The following is a 16,501-nucleotide window of genomic DNA, read 5'->3' on the forward strand; positions in this document are numbered from 1 at the left end:
CATGCTCGCTCCACAGCGCGTCATTCTCTTCGCTCTTCTCGCCTCCCTGGCCGCCTGCGCCAGTCGCACTCCGCCGTCGCCTCCGCCCGTGGTGAACGCGCCTTCGCTCCCTGCCTACAATTCGCAAGCTGCCGATGATGTCCTGATCCGTGCCATTGGCCTGGTTGGCACGCCGTATCGCTGGGGTGGCAACACGCCCGATGGCGGTTTCGATTGCAGCGGCCTGATCGGCTACGTCTACCGCGATGCCACCGGTCTGCAACTGCCGCGCTCCACCCGCGAGATGATTACCCTGCGCGCGCCCAGCATCGGTCGCGAATCGCTGCAGAGTGGCGATCTGGTGTTCTTCGCTACCAGCGGTGGACGTGGCGTGAGTCATGCGGGTATCTATGTCGGAGAAGGGCGCTTCGTTCATGCGCCCAGAACGGGCGGGACCGTACGCCTGGACAGCCTCGACAGCGCCTATTGGCAGAAAGCCTTCCTGGAAGCCAAGCGCGTCCTCGCCGTGCAGAGTCTCGCTCTCCATCCCTGATCGTTTGCGGGAAGGGTCATGACTACACGCACGCTGAACCTGGACGACGCCCTTTACCAGTACCTGCTCGATGTCTCCCTGCGAGACTCGCCCATCAAGGCTCGTCTGCGCGAGGTGACTGCTGCGCTGCCGATGTCGCGCTGGCAGGTCGCCCCGGAGCAGGGGCAATTCCTCGCCTTGCTGGTGAAACTGATCGGCGCCCGACGCATTCTCGAAGTGGGTACCTTCACCGGCTATAGCGCGCTGTGCATGGCCGAAGTGCTTCCCGCCGACGGGCATCTCCTGTGCTGCGATCTGCCTGGTGACTACAACGAGATCGCGCGCACCCACTGGCGGGAGGCGGGCGTCGACAGCCGCATCGAGCTACGCCTGGGGCCGGCGCTGTCCACGCTGGAGAGCCTGATGGCCGGCGGCGAGGAGGGGCGCTTCGACCTGGTCTTCATCGATGCCGACAAGGCGCGTTATCCCACCTACTTCGAATACGCCCTCAATCTGCTGCGTAGTGGCGGGCTGGTGGTCTTCGACAATGTGCTGTGGAGTGGCAGGGTGCTGGAACTGGAGCCCGAGAGCGACGACACACGGGCCATTCAGCAGCTCAATCGGGCGTTGAAGGAGGACGTCCGGATTGATTACTCGTTGGTGCCGATCGGTGACGGCATGAGTCTTTGCCGCAAGCGGTAAGTGCGAGCAATACGCCCCGCAAATGCAGGGCGGGCACGATCAGCGTCAGATGTTGAGTTTGTTGAAGACCACCGCAGGCATGTGTCGGATAACCCACATGATCAATTGCCATTTGCGAGGGGTGTAGAGCGTTGCAACCCCCTTGCCCGCGGCCTGGACAATATCGTTGGCAACGTCTTCCACCGGCGCAAGGCGAGCACCTTCACTCTTCAGATGTGCAGTCATTGGCGTATCGGTGGGGCCCGGCTTCACCAGCATCACCTTGACGTCGCTGCCAGCAAGGCGATGTTGCAACCCTTCCGCGTATCGGGTAACCAGGCCCTTGGCGGCGCCATACACATAGTTGGACTTGCGCCCGCGATCACCGGCTACCGAGCCGAGGATGATCAGGGTGCCGCGGTTGTTGCGTTCCATGTGGGCGGCGAAGGCCTCGGCGAACAGTACGGGTGAAAGACCGTTGATTTCCAGCGCCTGGTGAGCCTCTTTTAGATTGCTTTGGCAGGCGCCCTGCTCCGGAAGGGAGCCATGGGCAATCAGGACGATGTCCGCGGGGCCGCTGGCCAGCCATTCATCGACTTGCCGCTGAATGGATTGCGGATCGACGAAGTCGGCAGTCGAGCAGTGGATTTCGCTGTTCTGGCTGCGGACGTTCAGGTCCGTAGCGATGCGCTGCAGGCGCTGCAGGTCACGGCCCACCAGGGTCATGTCGACCTCCTGGCCCTGGGCCCAGAGGCGCGCACAGTGTTCGGCGATGGAGGAGGTCGCTCCGACGATGATGATACGTTTCCTGTTCACTTCAGCTTCCTAGCAGGCGGCGGGACAGCCCCGAGCTGATGCCGGGGTCGCGGTAAGACAAAAACTCATTCAGCAGCGGATAGCCGGACTCGAACAGATCGCGCGGCATGCGTGCATCCTTGGCGGGGTAAAGGCGCCCATGCGCCTCGCGGACTATCGCATCGAGCCTTTCCAGCAAGCGCAGGGTGCGGGTGCCCCGGTTGGGGAAGTCGAGCGCAAGGGTGACTCCGGGCTGCGGGAAACTCAGCATTCCCAGCGATTGTCGCTCGCCGAATGTCTTGAGCACCGCAAGGAATGATCCTTCTCCTAATCCCGCGATGGCATCCAGCATGGCTTGCACCGCTTCCTGGCCAACTGCCCGTGGAACAACGCTCTGGTATTGATAGAAGCCGCGCGGACCGTACATGCGGTTCCAATCGAGAATGTTGTCGAGTGGGTAGGAGAACGGTTCGTAGTGCGCAACTCCCTTGCCGGCCTTGCGCTGGTTGAGACGGTAGTAGGCAGTATTGAAGGGGCGCAGCGTCAGGCCATTGACCAGAGATACCGGCGGGACGAAAGGCATGCCTAGCTTGCGCCTGCGCGGCTCGTCTCGCGGTCCGCTGGCGGCCGGATTGGCACGCAGGAAGATTCCGCGGCTACCGCCTTTCGATAGGCAATCGATCCACGACACAGTCTGTTCCCAACCTGCCTCCGAGCTGTCGGCGAGGGCGAAGAACTCGTTCAGGTTTCCATAGGGAATGGTTTCGGTATCCAGCCAAGGGCTGGCTATCCGGCGCAATTGCAGCTCGGCTTCGACTATCACTCCCGTCAGCCCCAAGCCGCCTACGGTAGCTCGGAACCAACCCCGTTCCGATTGGGGCCCGCAGTCGAGAGTTGTGCCGTCGGTGCGTACGAGGCGGATGCGCTGCACGTGGTCGCCAAACGAACCGAGGATGTGATGGTTCTTGCCGTGCACGTCATTGGCAATAGCTCCGCCCACGGTGACCAGTTGGGTGCCCGGTGTGACGGGCAGTATCCAGCCGCGAGGCACCGCCAGGCGCTGAATGTCCCTGAGCAGGACTCCTGCCTCGCACGTCAGTCTCCCGGAGCGCTCATCGAACTGGATCAGGTGATCCATTGCTTGAGTCAGCCACAGGGTGCCATCGGCGTTGAGACAGCTGTCCCCGTAGCTGCGCCCCATGCCGTGGGCCAGGCCGGGCAGCGTGCTGCCTTCAAGAGTTTGCGCGACACGTTCGGGGGCGGAAAGCGGGATGACCTCATGGAGAGGGGCCTCGAGTCGGCCCCAGGAGTTGACGCGCCTCATGCGGCCTCCATGCGGAATACGTAGCGCTTGTCCAGGTGATACTTGGTCACATAGCCGATCGCCAGACCGATCACTCCGCCGAGATAGCGCATGCCGTCGGACTGGAAGATGTGCTGGAAGGCGAACTCGAAGCCCCAGAAGATGACTGTCGTGGCTAGGCCCATGACGGTGTAAAGGATGAAGGTCTGTCCGTCATGGACCACATCTCGAGCCTTGAAGCGAAAGATATAACGCTTGTCGAGAGCGTATTTGAGCAGCAGGCCAACGCCTGTCCCGACAATGATCGAAAGAGTGATTGAGTAGGGTCCGGAGTAATTTCTGACGACCAGGTCCTGTGACCCTATGTTTGCTACGGTAGCGATTAATGCAAGAATTGCGTAGATAAGTGCCAGTTTCATCAAGATTCTTCTAAAGAGAATAATCAGGAAAAGTACATGCAGGAATCACTGGTGGGGGAGTGCGGTACGGGGCAGGCGCGAGGCCTGATCAAGTTGTTACGCCCCAGGCAGTGGGTAAAGAACGGATTCGTCCTTGCCCCCTTGGTATTTTCCGGCGAGTTTCTCAACTTCTACGCAGTTAGTCATGCGTTTCAGGCGATGCTGCTGTTCTGTGTTGCATCGTCTGCGACATACATCATCAACGACTGGCGTGATATCGAGCGCGATCGGTTGCATCCGCTCAAGTCGAAGTCACGACCGCTTGCCAGCGGAGCAGTTTCGGTCTCCGCAGCACTGACGCTGCTCGTTGGCCTTTACTGTGTCCTGGCCGTGGGCGGATTCCTGCTGCCCAAGGTCATCGGTGTGATCCTGGCCTATATGGTGTTGAACCTTGCCTACTCCTTCGTCCTCAAGCATCAGCCCGTAGTCGATATCTTCACCATCGCCATCGGCTTCGTCCTGCGAGTCTATGCCGGAGCCGTGGCCTTGAGTGTTCCTGTTTCCTCCTGGATGTTCGTGACGACGCTCTGCCTGGCGCTCTATCTGGCGGCGGTGAAGCGTCGGCAGGAGTTGAGTAAAAGTGGTGCTGGCGCTCGCGAGGTACTGGGCAAGTATTCGCTTGCTCTGGTCGATCGCTATGCGGAGATATCCGCTACGGGCGCGCTGCTTTTCTACAGCATGTTCGTGATGTCAGCGAAGCCGGACCTTGTTATCACCGTTCCCTTGGTGCTGTTCGGCCTGTTCCGATATTGGTATGTGGTTGAAGCGCTGGACGGCGGTGAGTCGCCTACCGATGCACTACTGGCAGATTGGCAATTACTGCTGACGGTGGTCGTATGGGGAGGCGTTTGCATGTGGGCGCTCTGGCCGGGAATGCCGGTATGAGCACTTATTCTTATGCGTTGACACCGTTCCTGGCGTGGCTAGTCGCTGGTTGCAGCAAGTTCGCCATCAATAGCATCAAGGCTGGAAAGCCCGCGTTTGGTCTGATTGGCTATGGTGGCCTGCCGAGCAATCACAGTGCGATTGTCAGCAGCATGGCTGCCCTTATTGCTTTCAAACACGGCATGGATCAGCCAGCATTCGGCATTGCCTTGACCTTGGCTTTTATCGTAATGCTTGATGCCAATAGCCTACGTCGGCAGGTTGGAAAGCATGCTGCGGCAATCAATCGGCTGGCTGTAGCTGGGGCGGATCATCAACCGCTACGGGAGCGCATGGGGCACACCCGCATCGAGATTGTCGCGGGCGTTATCGTAGGGATTCTGGTTGCCGCTGCAGTGAGTGCTTTGGGCATCTGATTCATTTACATGACGAAAAAGGCACGCCAATCGGCGTGCCTTTTTCGTTTCCATTGCGTGCTGTCAGGCGATGTCCACCAGGATGACCTCACTGTCTTCCAGCGCGGTCACCTTCACCACCGCTTCATCGGCGATTGCGGCACCGTCGCGGGCTTCCAACAGCACACCATTCACTTCCACCTTGCCGGTTGCCGGCACCAGGTAGGCGCGGCGGTCTGCGCCCAACTCGTACTCGGCGCTCTGGCCGGCCTTGATGGTGGCGGCGACCAGGCGGCCTTCGGCGCGGATGCGCAGGGCATCGCCGTCGTTCTCATAGCCGCTGGCCAGGGTGACGAAGCGCCCGGCGCGGTCGCCCTTCGGGAAGGGTTTGGCGCCCCAGGACGGCGTGCCGCCGCGTACCGAGGGGATGATCCAGATCTGGAAGATCTTGGTTACGTCCTTCTCGAGGTTGTACTCGGAGTGCACGATGCCGGTCCCGGCGCTCATGACCTGTACGTCGCCGGCTTCGGTGCGGCCCTTGTTGCCCAGACTGTCCTGGTGGGTGATCGCGCCCTGGCGAACGTAGGTGATGATTTCCATCTCGCGGTGCGGGTGCGGCGGGAAGCCGGTGCCGGCAGCGATTTCGTCATCGTTCCAGACGCGGAGGTTGCCCCAGTCCATACGCTCAGGGTCGTAGTACTCGGCGAAGGAGAAGTGGTGCTTGGCGTTGAGCCAGCCGTGGTTGGCACCGCCGAGTTGCTGGAAGGGTCTGCGTTCGATCATGGCGAAGTCCTCATGGGCACGGCCGGCGGGATCGCCGGCTCGTGCGGTTCATGGGAGCTATGTTCTCTCGCAATTGATCGATATAAAAGCGCAAATATCCGAGCAAAAGAATCGATTAGTTCGATTTATTTGTGGCGGATCAGGACCCGCCCTGGGTGAGGAACTTGCTGAGGAATTGCCGTGTGCGCTCTTCCCGCGGGTTGGCGAAAAGGGCTTTGGCGTCGCCCTGTTCGACGATCACGCCCTTGTCGATGAAGATCGCCCGGTTGGCCACGTCGCGGGCGAAGCTCATCTCGTGGGTGACGATGACCATGGTGCGTTTTTCCTGCGCCAGGCCGCGGATGGTCGAGAGCACCTCGCCGACCAGTTCCGGGTCGAGCGCCGAAGTCGGTTCGTCGAACAGGATCACGTCCGGCTGCATCGCCAGCGCCCGGGCGATGGCCACGCGCTGCTGCTGGCCGCCGGAAAGGCGCTTGGGATAGGCGTCTTCCTTACCAGCCAGGCCGACCTTGGCGAGCAGCGCGCGGGCGCGTTGCTCGGCCTGGGCGCGGGGCTCCTTCTTCACGATCACCGGACCTTCGATCACGTTCTCCAGCGCGGTGCGATGGGGGAACAGGTTGAAGTTCTGGAACACGAAGCCCACGTGCTGGCGTAGCTTGCGGATCAATCCCTGCTGGCCGCTCAGCGGGCGCGAGGCGTCGATGCGGATCTCGCCGACCTGGATGGTGCCGCCGCTGGGGACTTCCAGCAGGTTGAGGCAGCGCAGCAGGGTGGTCTTGCCGGAGCCGCTGGGGCCGATGATCGCAACCACTTCGCCGGCCTCGACGGTCAGATCGATGCCCTTGAGCACCTCCTGGCCGCGGAACTGCTTGGTCAGCTTGCGTACTTCGATCATGCCTCGTGCTCCTGGTCATGACGGTTGACCCGCTCTTCCAGGCGGTTCTGCAGGTGCGACAGGATGCTGGCGAGCACCCAGTACAGCAGCGCGGCGGCGAGGTACATGGTGAAGACCTCGAAGGTGCGCGCGGTGATGAGTTGGGCCTGGCGGAACAGCTCCGGCACCTGGATGGTGGCGGCCAGTGCGGTGTCCTTGACCAGCGAGATGAAGCTGTTGCCCAGCGGCGGCAGCGCGGTGCGCGCGGCCTGCGGGAGGACGACGCGGCGCAGGGTCTGGGCGCGGGTCATGCCGATGCTCGATGCGGCTTCCCATTGGCCTCGGTCGATGGAGCCGATGGCGGCGCGCAGGATCTCGCAGACATAGGCGGCCATGTTCAGCGAGAAGCCGATCAGCGCCGCGGGCAGTGGGTCGAGCTCGATGCCCAGTTGCGGCAGGCCGTAGTAGATCATGAAGAGCTGGACCAGCAACGGCGTGCCGCGGAAGAACGACACGTAGATGCGGGCGAGCCAGCTCAGGGCGGTGAATCCGTACAGGCGCATCAGCGCCAGTCCGAAACCCAGCAGCAGTCCGAAGAACATGCCGCCTACGCTGAGGACTACTGTGAAGACCGCGCCCTTGAGCAGGAAGGGCGCGGAATCCAGCGCAAGCTGCAGGCTTGCGTCGATCATTGGGTCACGTCAGCCTTGAACCACTTCTCCGACAGCTGCTTGAGGGTGCCGTCGGCACGCAGCTTGTCGATGGCCTTGTTCAGCGCCGCCAGCAGTTCCGGGTTGCCCTTGCGCAGGGCGATGCCGGCTTCCTGGCGGGCGAAGGGCGCGCCGGTCAGGGCCATGGCGCCATTGGTCTTGTTGACCATGTCGAAGGCGGCCAGGCGGTCCACCAGGATCACGTCGATGCGACCGCTGCGCAGGTCCTGGAACTTGGTCGGGTCGTCCTCGTAGGTGCGGACGTCGGCCTGCGGGACGTGCTCCTTGAGCCATTGTTCGTAGTTGGTGCCCAGGCCGACGCCGACTTTCACCCCGGCGAGCTTCTCGGGGGTGTCGTACTTGCTTTCGTCACCCTTGCGCACCAGGGCCTGGATGCCGGAAACGGTGTAGGGCTCGGAGAAGTCGTACTTCTTCTTGCGCTCCTCGGAGATGGTCACCTGGTTGATCACCAGGTCCAGGCGCTTGGACTCCAGCGCGGCGAGGATGCCGTCCCACTTGGTCGGCTGGAGCTTGGCCTTGACGCCCAGTTCCTTGGCGATCAGGTCGGAGAAGTCCACTTCGAAACCGGCGAGCTTGCCGCTCTCGTCCTGGAAGCTGAAGGGCGGGTAGGTGCCTTCGAGGCCGACGCGGACTTCGCCCTTGGACTTGAGCTGGGCGAGCAGGTCGTCGGCGGCCTGGGCCTGGCCGAACAGGCTGGCGCCAAGGGTGAGGGTCAGGCTGGCAAACAGGAAGTGACGGCGCAGTGCAGAGAAGGTCATGGTGAGCCCCGTTTTTGGTGTTTTAAGCAGGTTAGTCAACGCGTAGCGACTATAGGGTTGTAGTTGTTATTCTATAAAATAATAAAAAATTACATGCTTAGTTTGATTTTATCTGCGTCAGCTCGCTGGATGGTAGGCAAACAGCGCCGGCGAGCCTCCGGTGTGCAGGAAGAGTAGCGGGCCCTGGCTGGCGAAACGTTGACGGGCGACGCCATCGAGCAGGCCGGCCATGGCCTTGCCGGTGTAGACCGGGTCGAGCAGCAGTCCTTCGTGGCTGGCCAGCAGTCGTACCGCCTCCAGCGTGCCGGCGTTGGGTTCGCCATAGCGTGGGGCGAAGTACTCGTCCCAGAGTTCCACCTTCGGCGCCTTGGCGGTGTCCTGGCCGAGCAGCTCCAGCGTGCGCTGGATCAGTCCTTCCACTTTCGGCCGTTGCGCTGCATCGGTGCGCGAGACGGTCACGCCAATCACCGGCAGTTCTGGCAGGGCGTCGGCCAGCGCCACGGTCAACCCGGCGTGGGTGCCGGCGCTGCCGGAGGCCAGCACCACGGCGGCGAAGCGCTGGCCGCTGTGGCGAATCTGTTCGGCCAGTTCCAGCCCGGCGCGCACGTAGCCCAGCGCGCCGAGGGCGTTGGAGCCGCCGATCGGCACCAGGTAGGGTTTGCGGCCCTCACGCAGCAGGCGCTCGCCGGTCTGCTGCAGCAGTTCGTCGGCGTTGTCCAGGTTGGGCACGAGTTCGACCTCGGTGCCGAACAGGTCGAGCAGCAGGCGATTGCCGTTGCTCAGGTAATTGTGATCGCCAGTGCCGATGGGATTCTCCAGCAGCGCCACGCAGCGCAGGCCTAGCTTGGCAGCGACCGCTGCCGTCTGGCGCACGTGGTTGGACTGGATCGCCCCGGCCGTCACCAGGGTGTCGGCGCCGGCGCGCAGCGCATCCGCGGCGAGGAATTCAAGCTTGCGTACCTTGTTGCCGCCCAGCGCGAAGGGCGTGGTGTCGTCGCGCTTCACATGGATGTCGCGACCCAGGCGGGCGGAAAGCCGCTCCAGTTTTTCCAGCGGCGTCGGGCCGCCGGCCAGTTCGAGTCGAGGGAAACGGGCGAGCGATTCGCGCAGGGAGCTCATGGGGGAATCTCGGTTCGGCACGGTGAGGAGGCCACGATAGAGCTCCCGAGGCCGCGCGGCAATGGACTTAATACGGCGCTGCTGCAGGTGTCATCATCACGAGCTCTTCACATGTTCTGTTATAAGGTTACAGAAATATAATCGCCGGCTTCATAGAGCCTTAATCTTCTACGCTCAGGCTCGCCGGCGCGCCGCTTTCGCTCGAAAGAGGCGGGCGATCCGTTCAACCGTTGGAGCATCCATGAGAGTCGACCTGGACATCGAGGACCGCAGCCTGGAAGGGCTGCCGCGTTTCCAGCGCTCGGCGTACCAGTCGCGTCGCTTGAAGCTGCTCATCTGGCTCTCGGGTGGCCTCGCCGCGTTGCTGTTCCTGATGGCGATCTTCATCGGCCTGTTCACCGCCGACTCGCTCTGGTTGCCCTTGCTGTGCAACAACGCTGCGGCGCTGCTGTTGCTGGCGGCGGTCAGCCAATCGGCCTTGCGCGTGGCCCGCTGGCGCGCTACGGCGATCGGGACCGCGGACGCGGCTGCGGCGCCTGAGGCGCCAGCCGATCTTACCCAGCTCAGTGCCTATGACCGTCTGCTCGAACGCATCAGTCGTGCGAGCCAGCGCCTGGCACAGCGCATCGGCGTTGGCGCCCTCTGGTTGGCGGGTTTGGCCCTGGTGGCCCTGTTGATCGTCAAGGCCGGCTGGAACCTGGCGACACCTGCCGTTTCGCTGGGACAGGCGGGTTGGCTGGTCACCGGGTTGCTGACACTGACGGCGTTCGGCCTGCTGGTGGTGGAGCGCCACCTGAGCGCGGCCGGTCAGGAGGAGTGGCCCGAAGCGCACGCCTTGTCACTGATGGCGCGCTCGGTGATCGCCGTGCAACTGCTGTCCTTGCCTGGCCTGTTGTTCTCCAATGGCGAGAGCGTCTGGCCGAGCCGGTGGGTGGTGCTGGTGGGGTTGCTGCCGGCGCTGCTGGCGGCGGAGCTGATCCTGCGCGCGCTGCTCTCGATCTTCAGCCCGCAGCGCCCGCGCGAGGAACCCCGGTTGATCGGCGAAAGCCTGGTCGCCGCGCAGTTGCGCTGGCCGCCGCGTCCGCTGCAGTTCCTGCAGGGAGAACTGCAGCAGCGTTTTGGCATCGACCTGCGTCAGGTCTGGGCCTTCGGCTTCATGCGCCGCGCCTTCCTGCCGGTGTTGGGGTTGATGCTGCTGGTGGGCTGGTTGCTGACCGGCGTCAGCGAGGTCGCCATGAACGGGCGGGGCGTCTACGAGCGCTTCGGCAAGCCGGTGGCAGTCTACCCGCCGGGGCTGCATCTCGGGCTGCCGTGGCCGTTCGGCCGCGTGCTGTCGGTGGAGAACGGGGTGATTCACGAACTGGCGACCTCCGGCGACTCTGCCCGGGCTGACCTGTTGGTCGATGCCGAAGGACCCGCCCCGGAGGCTGCCAACCGTTTGTGGGATGCGTCCCATGTGAGCGAGAACTCGCAGGTGATCGCCAGCGAGGCGGGCGGCCAGCAGAGCTTCCAGATCGTCAACATGGACGTGCGTTTCGTCTATCGCATCGGCTTGAGCGACAAGGCGGCGCTGGCAGCGACCTATAACAGCGCCGACGTGCCGGAGCTGATTCGCAGCACCGCCAATCGCGTGCTGGTCCACGATTTCGCTGCCCGCACCCTGGACGGCGTGCTGGGGGCGGAGCGCGAAGCGCTGGCGCGGGATATCGGCAAGGCCGTGCAGGCCGACCTCGACCGGCTGGACAGCGGCGTGGAAATTCTCGCCACCGTGGTTGAGGCGATCCATCCGCCGGCTGGCGCGGCCAATGCCTATCATGGCGTTCAGGCGGCGCAGATCACCGCCCAGGCGCTGATCGCCCGCGAGCAGGGCAAGGCCGCCGAGCAGACCAATGCCGCGCGGCAGGCTGCCAGCGCCGCTACCGACAAGGCATCCGCCGATGCCCGCGAAATCCTCGCCCAGGCCCAGTCCGCCGATCTGCGCTTCGGCGCCGAGCGCACCGCCTGGCAGCGCGCCGGGCAGGCATTCCTCCTCGAACAGTATTTCAGCCAGCTGGGCCAGGGTCTGGCCGGTGCCCGCAGCCTGGTCATCGACCACCGCCTGAGCGCGGACCAGGCACCGACCCTTGATCTGCGCAGCTTTGGCGCGCCGGTCGATCCGCAGCGCGGCAAGACCGCTAACCGTCCCCAGGAGATCGCACCTTGAGCCCGACCCTCGTCCACGGCGATCACCCGCATCACGACCATGACCACGATCACGCCCATGACCATAACCATGATCATGGCCATCATCACGCTCATCACCATGACGAGGGGCCGGCGCGTTTCCCCTGGCGTCGCACAGCCCTGGCAAGCTTGCTGGTGCTGTTCGCTGCCGCGACCGCTTGCCTGGTCCAGGTACGCTCCGGCGAGGCGACGGTGATTACCCGCTTCGGCAATCCCGCCCGGGTATTGCTGGAGCCCGGGCTCGCCTGGCGCCTGCCGATTCCGTTCGAGGCCGCCGTGCCGGTGGACCTGCGGCTGCGCACCACCTCCAGCGGCCTTCAGGACGTCGGCACCCGCGATGGCCTGCGGATCATCGTGCAGGCCTATGTCGCCTGGCAGGTGAAGCCCGATCCGGACAGCATCCAGCGCTTCATGCGTGCGGTGCAGAACCAGCCTGACGAGGCGGCCCGGCAGATTCGCACCTTCGTTGGCTCAGCGCTGGAAACCTCCGCCAGCGGATTCGATCTTTCCGACCTGGTGAACACCGATGCCGGCAAGGTGCGCATCGCCGACTTCGAGCAGCGCCTGCGCGAGCAGATCGAGCGCCAGTTGCTCGATACCTACGGCGTGCGCGTGGTCCAGGTGGGCATCGAACGGCTGACGCTGCCGAAGGTTACCCTCGGCGCCACGGTCGACCGCATGCGCGCCGAGCGCGAGACCATCGCCACCCAGCGCACCGCCGAAGGCAAGCGCAAGGCCGCGGAAATCCGCTCCGCTGCCGAGCGTGACGCGCGCATCCTGCAGGCCGACGCCACGGTGAAGGCCGCCGATATCGAGGCCCAGTCGCGGGTGCAGGCCGCGGACATCTACGGCAAGGCCTATAGCGGCTCGCCCGAGCTGTACAACATGCTGCGCTCGCTGGACACCCTCGGCACCCTGGTCAACCCCGGCACGCGCCTGGTGCTGCGTACCGACGCGGCGCCGTTCCGCGTGCTGGTGGATGGCCCGCCGCAGCAACCGTCCGCCAAGCCGGTCAATGCCCATGACTGACCGGCGGGAGGAGGGCACGAGCCCCTGGCTGCAGGCCGGGCGCCTGGCATTCCTGGCGCTGTATGGGGTGACCCTGCTGGCGGCGCTCGGCTGGGCGCTGTCCAATGTGCGCCAGATCGGCCCGGAAAGCCGTGCCGTGGTCCTGCGCATGGGGGCGCTGGAGCGCATCCAGAACGCCGGATTGCTGCTGGCCTGGCCGCGTCCGTTCGAGCAGGTGGTGGTCCTGCCGTCTGCCGACCGGGTGATCGAGCGCCGGGTGGAGACCCTGCTGCGCTCGGGGCTGGCGCAGAAATCCGATCTGGATGGCAGTCTCGCCAACGACGCCACCGCGGGCTCCGGCTATCTGCTCACCGGCGATGCCGGCGTGGTGCAGCTGGATGTGCGGGTGTTCTACAAGGTCACCGCCCCCTACGATTTCGTGCTCCAGGGCGATCACGTGCTGCCGGCGCTGGACCGGCTGGTGGCGCGCAATGCGGTGGCGGTGTGCGCATCGCGCGACCTGGACACCATCCTGGTCGCCCGCCCCGAGCTGATCGGCGCCGACAGCAGCGTCGCCGAGCGCCGCGAACGGCTGCGCGGCGATCTGCAACAGGGCATCAATCGCAGCCTGGCCGCGCTGGTGTCGGCCGGCAATGGCCTGGGTATCGAAGTCGAGCGTGTGGACGTGCAGTCCTCGTTGCCACGCGAGGCGGTGAGCGCCTTCAATGCGGTGCTGACCGCCAGCCAGCAGGCGGAGCAGGGCGTCGCCGCGGCGCAGAATGACGCCGCCCGGCAGCTCCAGGCGGCCAACCAGGCCGCCGATCGTACGCTGCAGGTTGCCCGTGCCCAGGCCAGCGAGCGCCTGGCCCGCTCCCAGGCGGACACCGCCACCATCACCAGTCTTGCGCAGGCCCAGCAGCAACATGCCGACCCCGGGCTGCTGCTGCGCCTGTACCGCGAGCGCGTACCGGGCATCCTGTCCCGCGCAGGTTCGGTGACCACGGTCGATCCACGCGATTCCGGACACCTGATCCTGGAGGGGCCGCAGCCGTGAGCTCGCTGATCGCCGGAGGCTGTGAATCAATGTGCGGACAGTCTTGCGGCGAACCGCTACGCTCGCAGTGCAAGCCCGGCACCTTCGTCCGGGCGGATAACGACAATCAGGAACACCAGGGGCGGGACATCCAATGACATCAGCCGGACTTCACTCCATCCATGAATCCCCACGCTCGCTGCGACGCCTGGCCCTGCAATGCCTGGGCGCGCTGGCGCTGGTGCTGGGCTGCAGCCTCCCGGCGCAGGCCGACCGGGTCCTGCCGTCGGGCATGATGCTGGCTTTCGTCGACTATGCGCAGTTCCCGACGATCACTCTGAAGCGCCCCAGGCCCAGCCTGCTCAAGCAGATACTCACCCTTGGTCTGTACAGAAAGAACATCACCTATCCGGTAGCGGCGTCCGTGCGCATTCGCGACGAGGACAACCACTTCCTCGTGAACGGAATGATGCCGCTGCTCAAGGGCAAGGTCGTTGCCGTCAAGCCCGGCATCGACAAGCAGATCAACCAGATCTGGGTCCTGACCGAAGCGGAGGCCAACGAATACGCCACCCGGCCGGGAACCCTCTTCCCCCCCATCAATTAAAGCAGGCACCTTCGCGGTATGAGCGTTCACCACCATCACGGCCATGCGCACCACGGCCACTCCCATGGCCACCTTACCGGTGGAATGCTCACCCGCGACGAGCAGCGCAGCGCGGCGCGCCAACTCAGTCTGGCGATGATCGCCCTCGGCCTGCTGGTGCTGGGCCTGCTCTGGCGTTGGTTCGCCCCGCAACAGGAAGGCGTGGCGCAGGTGCTCCTGGGCGTCGCGTCCCTGCTGGTAGCGGTACCGGTGCTGCGCTCGGGCTGGTACAGCCTGCGTCATCCCAGCCTGCACGGCATCACCGACCAGCTCATCGCCCTGGCCATGCTGGGCGCCTGGGCCACCGGCGACCTGATGACCGCTGCGTTGCTGCCCATCATCATGATCTTCGGGCACGTGCTGGAAGAACGCAGCGTGATCGGCTCGCAGGAGGCTATCGAGGCGCTGGGACGTCTGACCCGCAGCCAGGCCCGGCTGATTGTCGACGATGGCAGCGTGCGTGAAGTCGACAACGGCGAGTTGCGGCCGGGCGACCAGGTGGAAGTCCGCGCGGGGGATCGAGTGCCTGCCGATGGCCGAGTGCTGGAAGGCCAGGCCAGCCTGGACACCGCACCGATCACCGGCGAGTCGGTGCCGCTGGAGGCAGGCGTCGGCATGGACGTCTATGGCGGCGCGATCAACCTCGACGGCCTGCTGCGCATCGAAGTGACCCGCACCGGCGATGCCTCCACCCTCGGCAAGGTCATCGCCCTGATGCAGCGCGCCGAACAGTCCAAGCCGCCCATCACGCGCCTGCTGGAACGCTATGCCGGGCGCTATATGGTGCTGGTGCTGCTGATCGCCGCCGTCACCTGGTTCATCACCAACGACCCGCAGGCCATGCTGGCCGTGCTGGTCGCCGCCTGTCCCTGTGCGCTGGTGCTGTCGGCGCCGGCCACCGCCATCGCCGGCATAGCCGTTGCGGCTCGCCACGGCATCCTGATTCGCAGCTCGGCGTTCCTCGAAGAACTGGCCGACCTGACCTCCCTGGTAATCGACAAGACCGGCACCCTGACCTACGGCGCGCTGCGTCTGCAGGCCGTGCGTACGGAGTCTGGCGAGACCCGGGGCGACATCGAGCGACTGGCCGCCAGTCTGGGCGCCGCCAGTAGCCACCCAGTGAGTCGCGCACTGGCGTCGCTAGCTCCCCACGATGCGCATCACTCGCTCGCCGACATCCACGAACGGCAAGGCTTGGGTGTAGTCGCCCGGACCGAACAGGGTGAAGCCGCCCTCGGCCGCCCGGAACTGTTCGCCCGTCTGGGGATTTCGACGCCGGCGGTGCCGGATCACGATGGCCCCATCGCCGGATTGTCGCTGGGTGGGCGTTTCCTTGCGTGGTTGCTGCTCGCCGACAGCGTTCGCCCGGAGGCCACCCACGCGGTGGCGGATCTGCGGGAGCTGGGCCTGGGCCGGCAACTGCTGCTTACCGGCGACCGCCAGAGCGTGGCCGATGCGCTGGCCCGTGAGGTCGGCATCGACAGCGTGGTTGCCCAGGCCCTGCCGGAAGACAAGCTGGCACGGGTCAACGAGGAAATCCGCAAGGGCTTCCGGCCGCTGGTCGTGGGCGACGGCATCAACGACTCGCTGGCACTCAAGGCCGGCGTGGTCGGGGTGGCGATGGGCGCCGGTGGCGCGGATATCGCCCTGGCTTCGGCGGATATCGTGCTGATCGGCAGCGATCTTCGTCGTCTGGGCACCTGCGTGCGCCTGAGCCGTCAGTGCCGCAGCACCCTGCAGGTCAACGTGCTGATCGGTCTGGGCTGGACCCTGGCCATCGTCGCGGCCGCCGCTTTTGGTCTGCTGGGCGCTGCCGGGGCAATGATCGCGGCGATCCTGCACAACCTCAGCACCCTCCTGGTATTGGGCAATGCCGGCCGCCTGCTGCGTTTCGACGAGGCCCTCGGACAGCCGGGCGCTCGTCTTGTCGACGTGCCGGCGTGAGCCGCAGGTGGGCGAGATCGGCTATCATGTGTGCCGTTCCAGACTCTCATAGAACCCTCGACCCATGACTTCCTCTCAGCAGCCGCCCCGCGACGACAGCGCGGAAAACGCTCAAGAATCCACCACTCTGTCCCTGACCGAACTCGCCAAGGCCGCCCTGGCGGCGCAGAAGCAGGCGAATTCGGCCTATCAGCACCGCAAGCCGCACGACAAGGCGGAATACCGTCCGCCGCATCCGCGCGGCTCCCGCCGCTCGATGGGCAAGCGCTGAGACGATCTTCCTCCGGCGAGCCCCCCAGACAATCTCACGGGTTTGGTGGGGCCGCTGGCTGAACTGCGTCGCTGAGTTCGGGT

18 protein-coding genes are annotated in these 16,501 nt (G+C 64.8%); 10 read left to right on the forward strand and 8 right to left on the reverse strand.

The features are described 5' to 3' along the window. Position 1 precedes the first annotated feature (1 nt). Complete coding sequence (locus O6P39_RS07285; protein WP_207885093.1) at positions 2-532, forward strand: C40 family peptidase; 531 nt, start codon at positions 2-4, stop codon at positions 530-532. Between the two features lie 18 nt (positions 533-550). Next, positions 551-1,213, forward strand: a complete 663-nt coding sequence (locus O6P39_RS07290; RefSeq protein WP_275610718.1) for a class I SAM-dependent methyltransferase — start codon at positions 551-553, stop codon at positions 1,211-1,213. A 45-nt stretch (positions 1,214-1,258) separates the two neighbouring features. On the opposite strand, the gene O6P39_RS07295 is transcribed toward O6P39_RS07290, so the two are convergent. The 3 genes from O6P39_RS07295 to O6P39_RS07305 are packed head-to-tail and all read right to left on the reverse strand — an operon-like array spanning position 1,259 to position 3,709. Then, the gene (locus O6P39_RS07295; protein ID WP_275610719.1) at positions 1,259-2,008 is read right to left on the reverse strand and encodes an SDR family NAD(P)-dependent oxidoreductase; all 750 of its coding nucleotides are present in this window, start codon (positions 2,006-2,008) and stop codon (positions 1,259-1,261) included. A 1-nt stretch (position 2,009) separates the two neighbouring features. Next, positions 2,010-3,311: an FAD-binding oxidoreductase gene (locus O6P39_RS07300; protein WP_275610720.1), complete on the reverse strand. Its 1,302-nt coding sequence runs from the start codon at positions 3,309-3,311 to the stop codon at positions 2,010-2,012. Continuing rightward, positions 3,308-3,709 (reverse strand): GtrA family protein, encoded by a 402-nt coding sequence (locus O6P39_RS07305; protein WP_275610721.1) that lies wholly within the window; start codon positions 3,707-3,709, stop codon positions 3,308-3,310. Before O6P39_RS07305 ends, O6P39_RS07300 begins: the two co-directional genes overlap by 4 nt. A 36-nt stretch (positions 3,710-3,745) precedes the next feature. On the opposite strand from O6P39_RS07305, the gene O6P39_RS07310 reads away from it, so the two are divergent. Together O6P39_RS07310 and O6P39_RS07315 are read left to right on the forward strand one after the other, a co-directional pair. Next, positions 3,746-4,633 (forward strand): decaprenyl-phosphate phosphoribosyltransferase, encoded by an 888-nt coding sequence (locus O6P39_RS07310; protein WP_275610722.1) that lies wholly within the window; start codon positions 3,746-3,748, stop codon positions 4,631-4,633. Continuing rightward, positions 4,630-5,049, forward strand: a complete 420-nt coding sequence (locus O6P39_RS07315) for a divergent PAP2 family protein (RefSeq protein ID WP_275610723.1) — start codon at positions 4,630-4,632, stop codon at positions 5,047-5,049. The genes O6P39_RS07310 and O6P39_RS07315 overlap by 4 nt, the downstream gene beginning before the upstream one ends. Before the next feature lie 63 nt (positions 5,050-5,112). Here O6P39_RS07315 and O6P39_RS07320 read toward each other — a convergent pair whose 3' ends face one another. The 5 genes from O6P39_RS07320 to O6P39_RS07340 form a co-directional block, all read right to left on the reverse strand. Further along, a complete protein-coding gene (locus O6P39_RS07320; protein WP_275610724.1) occupies positions 5,113-5,811 on the reverse strand; it encodes a pirin family protein in 699 nt (232 codons plus the stop codon). 139 nt (positions 5,812-5,950) lie between these two features. After that, complete coding sequence (gene tcyN, locus O6P39_RS07325) at positions 5,951-6,706, reverse strand: L-cystine ABC transporter ATP-binding protein TcyN (protein WP_275610725.1); 756 nt, start codon at positions 6,704-6,706, stop codon at positions 5,951-5,953. Next, complete coding sequence (gene tcyL, locus O6P39_RS07330) at positions 6,703-7,374, reverse strand: cystine ABC transporter permease (RefSeq protein WP_275611903.1); 672 nt, start codon at positions 7,372-7,374, stop codon at positions 6,703-6,705. The genes tcyN and tcyL overlap by 4 nt, the downstream gene beginning before the upstream one ends. Beyond that, positions 7,374-8,174, reverse strand: coding sequence for a cystine ABC transporter substrate-binding protein (gene tcyJ, locus O6P39_RS07335; protein ID WP_275610726.1), 801 nt, complete (start codon positions 8,172-8,174; stop codon positions 7,374-7,376). Before tcyJ ends, tcyL begins: the two co-directional genes overlap by 1 nt. Before the next feature lie 117 nt (positions 8,175-8,291). After that, positions 8,292-9,293 (reverse strand): D-cysteine desulfhydrase, encoded by a 1,002-nt coding sequence (locus O6P39_RS07340; RefSeq protein WP_275610727.1) that lies wholly within the window; start codon positions 9,291-9,293, stop codon positions 8,292-8,294. Between the two features lie 241 nt (positions 9,294-9,534). Here O6P39_RS07340 and O6P39_RS07345 point away from each other — a divergent pair, with 241 nt between their 5' ends. The 6 genes from O6P39_RS07345 to O6P39_RS07370 all read left to right on the forward strand — a co-directional run bounded on the left by O6P39_RS07345 (position 9,535) and on the right by O6P39_RS07370 (position 16,418). Next, a complete protein-coding gene (locus tag O6P39_RS07345; RefSeq protein WP_275610728.1) occupies positions 9,535-11,496 on the forward strand; it encodes a protease modulator HflK in 1,962 nt (653 codons plus the stop codon). Beyond that, complete coding sequence (locus O6P39_RS07350) at positions 11,493-12,545, forward strand: protease modulator HflC (protein ID WP_275610729.1); 1,053 nt, start codon at positions 11,493-11,495, stop codon at positions 12,543-12,545. The genes O6P39_RS07345 and O6P39_RS07350 overlap by 4 nt, the downstream gene beginning before the upstream one ends. Beyond that, positions 12,538-13,578, forward strand: coding sequence for a protease modulator HflK (locus O6P39_RS07355; protein WP_275610730.1), 1,041 nt, complete (start codon positions 12,538-12,540; stop codon positions 13,576-13,578). The genes O6P39_RS07350 and O6P39_RS07355 overlap by 8 nt, the downstream gene beginning before the upstream one ends. 133 nt (positions 13,579-13,711) lie before the next feature. Next, positions 13,712-14,164: a hypothetical protein gene (locus O6P39_RS07360; RefSeq protein ID WP_275610731.1), complete on the forward strand. Its 453-nt coding sequence runs from the start codon at positions 13,712-13,714 to the stop codon at positions 14,162-14,164. An 18-nt stretch (positions 14,165-14,182) separates the two neighbouring features. Beyond that, positions 14,183-16,147, forward strand: a complete 1,965-nt coding sequence (locus O6P39_RS07365; protein WP_275610732.1) for a heavy metal translocating P-type ATPase — start codon at positions 14,183-14,185, stop codon at positions 16,145-16,147. Between the two features lie 64 nt (positions 16,148-16,211). Continuing rightward, a complete protein-coding gene (locus O6P39_RS07370) occupies positions 16,212-16,418 on the forward strand; it encodes a hypothetical protein (RefSeq protein ID WP_275610733.1) in 207 nt (68 codons plus the stop codon). The last annotated feature ends 83 nt before the right edge of the window (positions 16,419-16,501 follow it).

It is taken from the genome of Pseudomonas sp. PSE14, from assembly GCF_029203285.1.
In the GTDB taxonomy this organism is placed as follows: domain Bacteria; phylum Pseudomonadota; class Gammaproteobacteria; order Pseudomonadales; family Pseudomonadaceae; genus Pseudomonas.